The organism is Enterococcus sp. LJL120 (genome assembly GCF_054871765.1).
In genome coordinates this window covers 1-13,240 of the sequence record NZ_JBTXLV010000008.1, presented here as the reverse complement: position 1 = coordinate 13,240, position 13,240 = coordinate 1, and the positions used below count along the sequence as shown (strand labels likewise).

Sequence of the window (13,240 nt, the reverse complement as noted above, 5' to 3'; positions counted from 1 at the left end):
GAAATTGTTTGATAAGTTTGCTTCTGTTTTAACGAATGTCACAGCTTCTTTTTTGTAATCATTTTTCATTTTGAAAGAGCTTTCGCAAGACTTTTTCAAGCATCTAAGTATACTAGAGCTATCAAACGAAAAAGGAAGTGGCGAGATGATTCATTTAAAAGATGTGCAGGCGGCTTTGGCTGGCGGTGGCAAGCAGGCTAACCTAGATAGTGAAAAGGGCAGCTACACATTGCGCTTTGCTGAGGACGCCAATACTGTTGAAGTCCTCAATCCAGAAGGGGAAGTTATTGATACCTTCCACGGTAATTATGCCTTAGAAAATGCCGAGGATGTTCTCAATCACAAAAACCAAAATGGCGCTGCCGATTTTATTACGACTCTAATCAATGATTATGAAGCGCAACGTTGGCAATAGAGAAACAAATTTTTACAAGTGGCTGTGACATTAGTCTTGTGAACAGATGGAATGCCGAATTATATTTAATTTTTGACTATGGTCCAGTGAGGCCTCGTCGTAAATTCTCAATATTTAGTAGTGCTTACTAGATATTTTTCGGAAAAACCAGTTCTGTTTTGACTAATGTCACAGCTTTTTTTATATACAGATAATCTTTAAGGAAAGCGCCCCCAGCTAAATTAGAAACTGATATAATAAAGAGAACCCTGTGAAAGTTTTTAAGGGATTGGAAAAAGGGGGGGAATCTGATGTTAAAGCTAACAGATGTACGGAAAGCTTATAAGACAGTTGATTTTACGCAAACTGCCTTAGACGGTGTCTCAGTAGCTTTTCGTGATAACGAATTTGCGGCGATTTTGGGACCGTCCGGCTCAGGTAAAACGACTTTATTAAATATTATCGGTGGTCTCGATCACTATGATGACGGTGATTTAGAAATTGACGGCATTTCTACTAAACAATATAAAGATTCAGACTGGGATACTTATCGCAATAATCGGATTGGCTTTGTTTTTCAGAGCTATAATTTAATTCCCCATCAAACCGTCTTAGCCAATGTCGAATTGGCTTTGACGTTAAGTGGTGTTTCCCGCAGTCAGCGGGAGGAGCGAGCAAAAAAAGCATTGGCGGATGTCGGTCTGGCGGATCATATTCGCAAACTTCCCAGCCAGCTGAGTGGTGGACAAATGCAGCGGGTAGCGATTGCCCGAGCATTAATTAATGATCCGGAAATTTTATTAGCCGATGAACCAACAGGAGCTTTAGATACGACCACCAGTGAACAGGTGATGGACTTATTAACTAAAATTGCCAAAGACCGTCTGGTGATAATGGTGACCCATAATAATGAATTGGCTGAAGATTATGCCAACCGAATTATTGAACTTAAAGATGGACAGATTCAAACCGACACCAATCCTTTTGATCCTGAAAAAGAAGAACAGCGGAGCGGTCGAGCGGCCCGAAAAGTCAGCATGTCATTTTTCACAGCAGTGGCTTTGTCTTTTAGTAATCTGCTGACAAAAAAAGGCCGCACCTTCGTGATTTCTTTAGCGGGTTCGATTGGGATTATTGGGATTGCCGCTATTTTGGCATTGGCCAGCGGCATCAATGCGTATATCAAAAATACGGAAGAAGAAACGATGAGCATCTATCCTTTGACCATCCAAGAAACTGGTCTAGATTTTTCCAGTTTTCTAGGGGATGGTGATGAGACTGCAGCGGTGACAGTGGACTCAACAGCTGAGAGCAGTACAGAAGTTTCAAGCGCAGGACTGCGGGAACAAAAAATTGTCGAGACCTTATTCAACTATCGCAGTCAAAATGATTTAGCTTCGTTAAAAACCTATCTGGATGACCATCAGAGTCAACTTACAGACTATGTAAAAAATGTGCAATATATTTACAATATCACGCCGCAGATTTATTTAGCAGATACGCAAGCTGGTGTCAATCAAGTCAATCCGGATACTTTATTAAATAGTTTTCTCGGCACCAGCAGCAATCTCAGTTCAATGTTTGGTTTTGGCTCCGGCTCTGGCATGAATGTTTTTCATGAAATGCCGGGTGAGATTGATATGTTCAGCGACCAATATGACGTGCGAGCCGGTCGCTGGCCCCAAGCGGCAGATGAAGCAGTTTTAGTTGTCGGTCGTAACGATCAGATTTCCGATTACATTTTATACACGTTAGGTTTGCGAAATCGCGATGAGTTGAAGCGAATGCTGGAAATTTTTGCCAACGAACCAGATGCAGATATCGATATTGAAGAGGCGGGTCCTTTTGACTATCAGGACTTAATGGCGGCAAAATTAAAAGTGGTCAATCCTGCTGCCCGCTATGTTCACGATGAGACTTATAATATTTGGCTGGACCGTTCGGAAAATGCCGACTACATGAAGGAGCTACTTAATGACAGCATGGAATTAAAAATTGTCGGGGTTGTTAGAGCCCAGCAGGATGCCAGCGCAACTTCTTTGTCGATGGGCATCAATTACATGCCTGAACTGATTACCCAATTGATGGAGGATGCAGCCAAAGAACCTATTATTCAACAACAGATGGCCAATCCTGAAGTCAATGTTTTTTCCGGCAAGACCTTTCTTGAAGAAAATGAGGAGAGTCAAAATGCGGCTATAGAATTTAGCGACTTTATTACGGTGGATGAAAGTAAAATTCAGGAGGCCTTCAATATTGATAGCTCCAAAATTAATTTAGATTTTTCTAACTTAGGGGCTTTTTCCGTTGATTTAAACAGTATTGCGGCACCTGAAATTGATTTAACTCAGCTGACCCAATCGCTGGAGGGACAGATTTCGATTCCGACAGATCAGTTGACAGGGGTGATTGTGACTGTTTTACAGAATTTTTTAGCTGAGGAAATTGCCAACGGTGTGACTGACTTCGAGCAAATGGCTCAAGACTTGCCGGCCTATTTAGCTCGGGAAGATGTTCAGAGCATGATTACTGAAAACCTGAATCAAATTCTAGATGTCAGCCAATTGAATAACCAAATTAACTCGGCTCTGCAAAGTTATATCCAAACGACTTTATCCAGTTATGTGACACAGGTGATGAGTAGTTTACAGACACAGCTGACCACGCAGATTCAAAACCAGACAGCCAATTTACTGGCGCAATTGCCTCAGCAAATCCAAAATGCTATTACGATTGACCAAACGGCGATTGCTTCAGCCTTTCAGTTGAACATGTCAGAAGACGATATTTTAGAATTGATGAACACAATCATGAATCCAATTCAAAGTACCTACGAGCAAAATTTGCAGCGACTTGGCTATGCCGATCCGGCAGCACCAGCTCAGATTAATCTATATTCTCTAGATTTTAATGCCAAAGCCGAAGTCGAAAACTTCTTGCAAACTTATAATCGTCAGGTGGAGGCGGATGGCGAGAAAGAAAAAGTTATTCGTTACACCGATTTAGTCGGGACCATGATGTCTTCCGTGACAGATATTGTGGATACAATTAGCTATGCATTGGTGGCTTTTGTTTCGATTTCATTGGTCGTTTCCTCAATTATGATTGGCGTGATTACTTATATTTCTGTGTTAGAACGGAAAAAAGAAATCGGCATCCTACGGGCAATTGGTGCTAGTAAACGGGATATTCGGCGGGTCTTTAATGCCGAAACGCTGATTATTGGTTTTATCGCTGGCTTAATTGGTGTGACGGTCACTTATCTTTTAAGCATTGTCGCCAATTTAATCGTCTATGAGCGTATGGGGATTGAAAATATTGCCCAGCTGCCGATTGAAGCCGCGCTGATTTTAATCGGCATCAGTATGTTGCTGGCCTTTATCTCCGGATTATTCCCATCATCAGCGGCTGCCCGCAAAGATCCGGTGGAGGCTTTAAGAAGCGAATAGCTTACCCTTCAAGACAGCAAAAAAATTTTTTCAGATCTCAACTTTTTCTGGGTAGCTGCTAGATTTTACCAGCAGCGACAGAAAAAAGTCGAGGTCTGATTTTTGCGCTGAAAAATTATTTTTTGTTTGAAAAAACAATGTTATACTTTTTTTGTAGAGCAATGGCTGGAAAATCTAAAAAAAGTATTTAAATTTGAATAATGGGGTGGGGAAATGGCAGTTTTTGGCATTGATTTGGGAACGTCTAATAGTTTAATCAGTTTTTGGGATGGAGAAAAAGTACAAATTGTCCCCAATCAGCACGGCGAAGTCTTGACGCCCTCTGTTGTCAGCATTGATGAAAATGGGGAAGTCTTGGTGGGTGCGATTGCAAAAGAGCGTTTGATTACGCATCCCATGCAGACAGCAGCAGCCTTTAAACGATTTATAGGTACACAAAAAAAATATCTGCTAGGGGAAAAAGAATTTAGCCCCGTCGAGCTGTCGGCTTTAATCCTGCGCTCATTAAAGGCTTCAGCGGAGGCCTATTTGCATGAACCCTGTGAAGAAGCGATTATTTCTGTGCCGGCCTATTTCAATAATATTCAGCGGGAAGCCACGATGGAGGCTGCAAAATTAGCTCATCTCAATGTCAAACAGCTAATCAGTGAGCCAACAGCGGCAGCAGTAGCCTATGGCCAGCAGACGACAGATAAAATGATTTTGGTTTTGGATTTAGGCGGCGGCACCTTTGATGTCTCCTTGCTGGATTTATTTGATGGAATCATGCAGGTAGAGGCGATTTCAGGAGATAATTATTTAGGTGGTGAAGATTTTACTGAGCTGATAATTAAAGATTTTCTGCAGGGGCATCCTAATTTAGCTTTAACTCCGACAGAGCGAGGCGTTCTTTATCGCCGTATGGAAGCAGGCAAAAAATTGCTCAGCAGTAACAGTGATTTTTCAACTGTTTTTCAATTCGGGGAAGAAGAATATCTTTACCAGCAAACGCCAGCTGGTTTCCAAAAACTCTCTGAGCATTTGTTTAATCGCTTAAACTTGCCGATTATGCGGGTCTTAAAGGACGGTGGCATTAAGTTAAGTGATTTGGATCAGGTTATTTTAGTTGGCGGTGCCACCCGCAGTGATATGGTGCGGCAATATTTTGCCAAAATTTTAAAACAGTTTCCCTTTAGTGAGATTAATCCCGATGAAGTTGTCTCCATCGGAGCTGCGATTCATGGTGGAATTAAAGATCAAACCTTTAAAGAAGAGCTAATTTTGACAGATGTCAGCGCCCATTCCTTAGGCGTCGAGACCTCCCAACAGACAGCAACCGGCTATATCCATGATATTTTCTTTCCAATCATTGAAAGAAATACCACGATACCCGTTAGCATTCAACATCCTTTTGGTACCTTAAGGGAAAACCAAAAGACCATTCGTTTTGGAATTTATCAAGGGGAGAGTCCCAAAGCCAGTGAAAATTTAAAAATCGGCGAGCTAACGATTCCGTTGCCAAAAGGTACTAGGGAGGATTATTTGGTGACTTGCCGTTTTACTTATGACAACAATGGCGTTTTAGAGGTTGTCGCCCAAGATCCAGCAACGGGGCGCGAAGTCACGACAGTAATTGAGCAAAATCCTGGGAAACTTAGTGAAGCTGACATTCAAAAATCATTGAAAAAATTTACGGAACTCAAAATTTTGCCGCAAGACAAAGCAGAAAATCGTTTGCTAGTGGCTCGGCTCGAGCGTTGGTATAGCGAAAGTTTAGGTGATGAGCGCCACTTTGTTCAGCAGATGCTGCTGGATTTTGATAGCGCATTGATGGGGCAAAATCCGACCACTATTCGCAATCTTTATCGAAAAATTAGTAAAATTGTCGAAGAGTGGGAAGGAAGAAGTTTTCTATGACCGGTCGGAAAGATTGCTGGCAAATTCTTGAGATTGCCGCTACCACAGACGAGAGAGCTATCAAGAAAGCTTATGCGAAAAAGTTGAAAGCAATCAATGTCGTGGAAAATCCAAACGAGTTTCAAGAACTGAAGGCAGCTTTTGATCAGGCGCTTCAAAGGCAAAAATCGGCTAGCTATCCTAAGGAATTTCAATACGAAAGGGAGGTTATTCTTCAAGAAAGCAATCTGCATCTTGATTTTTCCAAGCAATTACAAGAGCTTATACAAGGAACAACTTTTTTTTGCGAGATAGCGCCGTGGCAAAAGCTGATTACTAAAAATAATCAGCTTGATTTAGAAAAAATCGCTGAGTTACAAAACTTGTTAGCAGGCTATTTAAACTCTGAGTACTATTGGCTTTCTTTAGAAGTGAGAGAATTCATAATTGCTTTTTGTCAAATAGATCAAGGCTCACTGACAGATTCACAGACCCGAGAATGGCTGCAGCATATTCGCCAATTTCCTGATTTTGGTTACAGCTTTTATTTAGAGTTACCAGCAGAGGTCCGCTGTGACTATTTCGAAAGACGCAGTCATATTTATCTAATGTTTTCTCAAAAGAGTGAGCTGGAGGAGATTGAATACTTAATTGCCAAGGGACGACAGGTTTATCCGCAAGATTCAACTTGGCAGGTTCTGGATTGCTACCTACTTTTAGCAAAGGATCATGGGTTACACTTGAAAGGAACGTTTTATGAGGTTGGAGAAATTTTGCTTTCACAACCTGTATTCCCAGGCCGGGATTTTATTGAGCGCTATTTTTACTTTTTATCTGCTTACAGTAGTGAAGCAGGTTTACTCAGAAAAAAAAGAAAAAGAGGAAAATATTTTTTTGAACCTTATGGAGCTGAAATTCCCTCTGGAATATATCATCTGTTGACTGGTTATATCGCCTATCAATTGTTGGAGCAAGAGGAAATGCTGAAACACTGGCAGTATTTTGAAGAAAAATACTGGGCAGCTTTAGATTGTAAAGAGTTAGCGGCTTTCACCACTGAAAAATTGTGGGATATAGAACGGGAGCCTAATATCCGCTTTGTTACCGATGAAAAATTGTTAGCAGAACACGTTGCCTACTACCGCGCGCAGCAACGAGCCTTAAGAGAAAATGATGGCAAAGAGGCTACAGCTAAGCTCTTAGAACCGGAGCAGGCAAAACCACCAGGAAAAGGTATCTTTTTTTGAATTACCATCATCTGGTTGGTCATTAAGATTATCAATTTTTTCTAGAACGCAGCAAAATATCGCGACTCTTTTCACAAATCACCTGAGGAGGTGACAGTAATTGACAGATAAAGATTGCTGGCAAATTCTTGAGATTGTCGTTACCACAGACGAGAAAACTATCAAGAAAGCCTATGCGAAAAAATTAAAAGCAATCAACGTCGAGGAAAATCCAGACGAGTTTCAAGAGCTGAAGGCAGCTTTTGATGCTGCCCGCACCTATAACCCGACTGAAGAACTCGATGAAGAATTTGTCGACGAACAGACTGAAATAATTGAGTTTACTGTTGAGAATTTTGAAGTACCTGAGAACGCTCCCAACATTTCTTTGAGTGAGTTTGAAAATTTTCGAGTCGCTTTTCGAAGGTTTAAAGGCAATGAAAATTATTACCATAAGGTTATTCTTTGGAAAGTTTTTATTAAAAAAAATATGCCGCAGGAATTAGCCGCAATTTCAAAAGTTCTCGAGTATTTAAAAAAATTTTTAACAAGCGAATACTTGGTCCTATCGCTACCCATTAGAAGATTTTTATTGGACCTGTGTCAAGATGTATCCGTGAAGAAGAACAAGCAGGCTGAACTTCAATGGAAGCAGGATATTCTGCACTTTCCTGATTTTGATTTCTCTTTTTATGCTGAAATACCTAAAAGTCAGCGATATTTATATGTTAAAAATCGCAACCAGATATATTTGCTATTTTCAAAAGCAAATCGGCTGGCTGAGATTGTCCAACTACTTGCTGAGTGCCGAGAAATTTATGCTTCTGACTATCTATTAGAGGTCTATCAATGCTATTTATTACTTTTTGAAGACCACAGCTTTTTTAAAAAAAGTACATTTGATAAAGTCTATCATCATTTAAGAAACTTGCCTAATTTTCCCGGTCGCCGACTAATCGTCGACTACATTCGATACCAGCATCACGGGGCTGCTCAAGATGTCAGCCGGCAGGAACGAGAAAAACAAACGAGGGCTTTTTTTCAGCCAGGCACAGAGGAGCTGCCAAAAACTATTTATGAGCTTATTTTAGGCAGTGTTGCTTTTGAGAGTGATGACCGTCAGCGGGCAGTTGCCTATCTTACCCCCTTTAAAGATTATGACTCACCAGTCTTAACCAAATATGAATTAGCTTATCTAGAAGGCGGCAAACACCTTACGGGAGTTAGTGAACGAATACTACCAGAACAGTTTAAAAAAGGTCATCACTTCCTGTTCTTTGGTGTGCTCCTTCTTCTGTTCGTTATTTTTTGGTTTCTATAAAATAAAGAAATGGAGCAAATTTGTGGCGACACTTAATGAGTATCAACCAAAAGAAATTTTTCCAAACCTGATTCAAACGGTTGAAAATTATTTTTTTGAGTATGATAAACAAGAAATCTTTGAGCATTCTCTTGAAGTGGCAGAAGCTGCTAAAACTATTGCCGCAGACTTTAATTTGAATCCTACCGCCGCCTTTGAAGCAGGGCTGCTCCACGATATAAGTGGTGTGATTCCAAATGAAAAGCGACTGCAGATTGAAAACGCACTTGGTTATCCTATTCTCCCAGCAGAAAAGACTTTACCGATGCTGCTTCATCAAAAACAATCCAGTTATTTGGCAAAAGCTTATTTTAATATAAGTAATCCTGCAACACTCAGTGCAATTGCTTGTCATACCACCTTGAAACCTTCAGCAACTCCATTTGATAAATGTCTTTTTATCGCAGACAAGATCAAGTGGGATCGTCCGCAGCCGCCGCCTTATTTGACTGAGCTTGAAGCGGCTCTTAAAAAGTCCTTAGATGCTGCTTGCATAGTTTATTTAGACTGGCTTTATGCAAATGATTTGAAAATTGAACATCCGTGGCTCAAGTCCGCCAAAGAAGAATTGATAAAAGCCTAAAAGAATAGCTAGCTTTCTGCAAACCTAAAAGTGCAGAGAGCTAGCTGTTTTTTTATAAAATAATTGCCAATAAAATTGGGATATAAAACAAGTAAATCAAAACACTCCAGGTCATGCTGCTGGCAGCGAACTCTGTATCGCCGCCATAGCTGCGGGCTAAAATTGGTACAGAATTTTGCACTGGCATGGACGACTGCACAATGAAAACAGAGAGCATCAATGCTGGCACTTGGATAAAATGCCCTAATAAAATAACCAGCAGAGGTGAGATAACAAAACGACCGATTAAAACGCCAAAGGTATCTTTAGTGAGGCGAATATTTTTAATGCCGGTGAAGAAAATAATGATTCCGATAAAAAACATCGATAACGGAGTCGTCAAATTGCCCAGATAACTAAAAAAGGTCGTTGCCATTTGCGGCACCGGCCACTCTAAGAAAATCCAGAGTAAGCCAATCAGAAAACCCATTAACGGTGGCGTGAAAATCTTTTTTAAAGCGGCTGTCGGGTGAAAAGAAACTGTCGCTGATTCGATTTGTGGATTGTCTTTAGCAATCATAAACACCCCGATTGTCCAAAAAATCGTCGTATTGACAATGTAATAAAGTAGAACATAAGGTACTGAGACTTCTCCGAAAATTGCCAAATTGATTGGCAAACCGATAAAAATTGTATTGGAGCAGGTGAACATTGTCGAAAATGTTCCAAAGTGTTTTTTCTCAACCTTCATTACTTTGGCATAAAGCAAGCTAAAGCCATAGGTGAGAAGCATTGAAAAAATCGGAATCACCATCCCCGAAAATAGATGAAGAAACTCTTCTCGGGAAAAACTACTTGTAATATTTAAAAACATATTGCAGGGCAGGCCGATATTTAAAATCAATTTAGAAAAGACATCCGCCGTTTGATTGTTAAACCATTGTTTATAGGACAAAAGATAGCCGATAAACATCAAAGCAAAAATAATCAAGATATTAACATATGCACTAACCAAAATTTTCAACCCTTTTCTACCAAACTGATTTTAGTTTAGCGGAAAATGGGGAGGGAGACAAGTTAGTTTATAAAATGCCATGCCAAAATGGCTTTTAGTATATTGAAAAATGACTATTTTAAATAGTGAAAAAATTTTTTTTCGAACTTAAAAAGAAATATTTTGAAAGTATAAATTGATTTGAGCACAGTGCTATCTATTTTAGCAGTTATTTGAAAAAAATCTGATTTTAAAATTTTTAAACCATTCAGTTTTCAGAAATTAAAAATTGTCTATTATTTTCAAATATGAAAAGCTCTAGAAAATTAAATCAATTTAAAGTAGAATAATTATAGAAACATGTCATATTTATTTAAGGGGCATAAATTTTTGTTGGGATACAGTTAATAACAACATTTCTGGGGGAGTAACAATATGAAAAAAAGCTTTGGATGTTTTTTGGTTGTCCTACTGGTGAGTTCTTCTATAACACCGGTAGTCGTTTACGCTGAAGAATCAACTAAAACGACTAATCAAGAACAAAAAGATACTGAAAGTAGCGGGGAAGTTAATTCAATTGAGTCTTTCTCAGCGTTGACAGATTTATCAGGTACTAGCACGACTACTTCAACACAAGAACAATTGGAGACGACAGAGTCATCAGAAAATACAGTAAGTTCAGAAGAAGAGGCTGAAAATACAGAAGATAGTAATACAGATTTTGACCCATATTTTCCTATTAATCCATCTGAGGATGATATCTTGGGAGATGCTGTTATCGCAGGACAAATTCCCTTAGTAGGTAGTTTTGCTCGTGTTAATGGTAGTGTGATAAATAATGAAATCATTAGTAATGTAGCATCAGGTGTTTTCAAAAGACCTAGTATCAAACAAGATTGGCGAACCTATTCTATGTTTCCGTACGAGACAAACCGACCATTGGGAATAGTTGTTCATGAAACGGCAAATCCTAATTCAACAATTGAAGGTGAGATTGCTTACATGGACAGAAATTGGCAAAATGCTTTCGTTCATGCTTTTGCGGATCAAAATCAAGTAATTGAAATCCATGATCCCTCATACGGCGCTTGGGGGGCTGGTAGAATTGCAAACAAGTATTTCATCCATGTTGAATTGGTTGAACATGTGGGAAACCGCACCGCTTTTATGAAATCATTATTAAATGATGCTTACTATATTGCTGTCAAATTACAACAATTTGGCTTGACTCCAAGCCGTCCAAGTGGAATTAAAAATGATGTTTCGGGCACTATTTGGTCCCACGCAGAAGTTACCTCATATTTAGGAGGGACAAACCATACAGATCCAAATGGATATTTTGCACAATTTGGTTATACAATGGCAGATTTTTATAGCCTGATTCAGCATGAATATAATCAGTTGGATAAAGTTCCACCAGTGATGAGCGGTAGTATTTCAAATATTGACAGTAACACTGGTACATTTAAAGTGAATATCAACGCATCTGCAAGCTCAGGTATTAAATTGGTCGAAGTGCCAGTTTGGACGCAAGATAATCAATCGGATTTGAGATGGCTTCGTGCTAGTAAGCAAGCTGATGGAAGTTATAGCGTAGTGGTTAACTCAAATGATTTCACTAATAAAAATGGTCCTTTTAATATTCACGCTTACGCTACATCTAATGTAAATTTGAAAAGCTCAATCGCTTTAGAGAAGGTAACCTTCGATAGAGAACCTGCAAAGATAACTAATGCTAAAATTCAAAATATTAATAATCAAACTGGAACATTTGATATTGTAGCAACTATCCAAGCACCAGCAAATGGTTTAAAATCTGTGCGAGTACCCGTCTGGTCAAAAGCAGATCAAAGTGATATTTATTGGTATGACGCATCATTGCAATCAGATGGTACTTATAAAGCGACAATGAATATTCAAAATCACAAGAACAGTGAGGGGCCTTATAGAGTTCACTTTTATGCTACAACTAATCAAAATATTCAGACTTCAGTAGATGCCGGAACTGCCTCTTTTGATTTGCCAGACCCTAGTATTACTACAACAATCACAGATACAAATGGAATGAATACTGAGTTTCTAATTTCAACTGAACTTGCAAACTTTTATGGGGTCTCAGGAGTCCGTTTCCCGGTGTGGAGCAACATAAACGGACAAGATGATATTCGCTGGTATACAGCAACCTATAATGCCACTACTAAGCGATGGGAAGCCAGAGTGAAGGTAGCAGATCATAAAGACTCAGGAAAATATAATGTGCACACGTACGTCGATTTCTCAAATGGGACAACAGAAAGCTACGGAACAGATGGCTTTACTGTTCAGTCGCTTGATATAACAGGTGGCTTCACAGTGAAAGAAAACGGCAAAGCTCAAATCGATATCCAAGTACCAACCAACTTATCAATAACAGAGGTCCGTGTACCAATTTGGTCTAAAGCTAATCAATCTGATTTGAAATGGTATACAGCTGAAAGTCTAGGAAATGGTAAGTACCGTGTTAATTTTGATTTTGTGAATCATAATTTGAACGTAGGTAATTATACCGTTCATGTGTATGCGACAGCTTCTAATGGGCTAAATCGATCAGTATCATTTGGAAAGATGATGATTAAGCGACCTAATTTTTCATTGGACACGACAATTACTGATGTAAAGGGAAATAATGAAGAATATCTAATCAGTGCGAATGTCAACAACTATCCAGGTATTAAATCAGTCCGTTTCCCAGTCTGGAGCAACACAAACGGACAAGATGATATTCGCTGGTATACAGCAACCTATAATGCCACTACTAAACGATGGGAAGCCAGAGTGAAGGTAGCAGACCATAAAGACTCAGGAAAATACAATGTGCACGCGTACGTCGATTTCTCAAATGGCACAACAGAAAGCTACGGAACAGATGGTTTTACTGTTCAGTCACTTGATATAACAGGTGGCTTCACTGTGAAAGAAAATGGCAAAGCTCAAATCGATATCCAAGTACCAACCAATTTATCCATAACAGAGGTCCGTGTACCAATTTGGTCTAAAGCTAATCAATCTGATTTGAAATGGTATACAGCTGAAAGTCTAGGAAATGGTAAGTACCGTGTTAATTTTGATTTTGTGAATCATAATTTGAACGTAGGTAATTATACCGTTCATGTGTATGCGACAGCTTCTAATGGGCTAAATCGATCAGTATCATTTGGAAAGATGATGATTAAGCGACCTAATTTTTCATTGGACACGACAATTACTGATGTAAAGGGAAATAATGAAGAATATCTAATCAGTGCGAATGTCAACAACTATCCAGGTATTAAATCAGTCCGTTTCCCAGTCTGGAGCAACACAAACGGACAAGATGATATTCGCTGGTATACAGCAACCTA

At 39.4% G+C, this 13,240-nt stretch carries 8 protein-coding genes; 7 read left to right on the top strand and 1 reads right to left on the bottom strand.

The window, feature by feature from the left end:
- Positions 1 to 145 precede the first annotated feature (145 nt).
- The 6 genes from ACYSNU_RS13560 (at position 146) to yqeK (ending at position 8,887) form a co-directional block, all read left to right on the top strand.
- Entirely contained in the window at positions 146 to 415 is a 270-nt protein-coding gene (locus ACYSNU_RS13560) for a hypothetical protein (protein ID WP_461737743.1), read from the top strand.
- A 290-nt stretch (positions 416 to 705) separates the two neighbouring features.
- Entirely contained in the window at positions 706 to 3,843 is a 3,138-nt protein-coding gene (locus ACYSNU_RS13555) for an ATP-binding cassette domain-containing protein (RefSeq protein WP_461737742.1), read from the top strand.
- A gap of 213 nt (positions 3,844 to 4,056) precedes the next feature.
- On the top strand, positions 4,057 to 5,739 hold the full coding sequence (locus ACYSNU_RS13550) for an Hsp70 family protein (RefSeq protein WP_461737741.1): 1,683 nt from the start codon (positions 4,057 to 4,059) through the stop codon (positions 5,737 to 5,739).
- Entirely contained in the window at positions 5,736 to 6,965 is a 1,230-nt protein-coding gene (locus ACYSNU_RS13545; protein ID WP_461737740.1) for a hypothetical protein, read from the top strand. Before ACYSNU_RS13550 ends, ACYSNU_RS13545 begins: the two co-directional genes overlap by 4 nt.
- Before the next feature lie 100 nt (positions 6,966 to 7,065).
- Complete coding sequence (locus ACYSNU_RS13540) at positions 7,066 to 8,265, top strand: hypothetical protein (RefSeq protein ID WP_461737739.1); 1,200 nt, start codon at positions 7,066 to 7,068, stop codon at positions 8,263 to 8,265.
- A gap of 22 nt (positions 8,266 to 8,287) precedes the next feature.
- Positions 8,288 to 8,887 carry a bis(5'-nucleosyl)-tetraphosphatase (symmetrical) YqeK gene (gene yqeK, locus ACYSNU_RS13535; RefSeq protein WP_461737738.1) on the top strand — a complete coding sequence of 200 codons (600 nt, stop codon included), beginning with the start codon at positions 8,288 to 8,290 and terminating at the stop codon, positions 8,885 to 8,887.
- 52 nt (positions 8,888 to 8,939) lie between these two features.
- Here the strand turns inward: yqeK and ACYSNU_RS13530 are convergent, their stop codons facing one another.
- Entirely contained in the window at positions 8,940 to 9,881 is a 942-nt protein-coding gene (locus ACYSNU_RS13530; protein ID WP_461737737.1) for an AEC family transporter, read from the bottom strand.
- Positions 9,882 to 10,295: 414 nt separating this feature from the next.
- Between ACYSNU_RS13530 and ACYSNU_RS13525 the strand changes: the two genes are divergently transcribed.
- Positions 10,296 to 13,240, top strand: a 2,945-nt coding sequence (locus tag ACYSNU_RS13525; RefSeq protein WP_461737736.1) for a GBS Bsp-like repeat-containing protein, incomplete at its 3' end; no start/stop codon positions are given.

What these genes read in the sequence shown, in the direction of transcription:
- ACYSNU_RS13545 (WP_461737740.1), top strand. Translation starts at nt 5,736, where the DNA reads ATGACCGGTCGGAAAGATTGCTGGCAAATTCTTGAGATTGCCGCTACC.
- ACYSNU_RS13560 (WP_461737743.1), top strand. Translation starts at nt 146, where the DNA reads ATGATTCATTTAAAAGATGTGCAGGCGGCTTTGGCTGGCGGTGGCAAG.
- ACYSNU_RS13550 (WP_461737741.1), top strand. Translation starts at nt 4,057, where the DNA reads ATGGCAGTTTTTGGCATTGATTTGGGAACGTCTAATAGTTTAATCAGT.
- ACYSNU_RS13555 (WP_461737742.1), top strand. Translation starts at nt 706, where the DNA reads ATGTTAAAGCTAACAGATGTACGGAAAGCTTATAAGACAGTTGATTTT.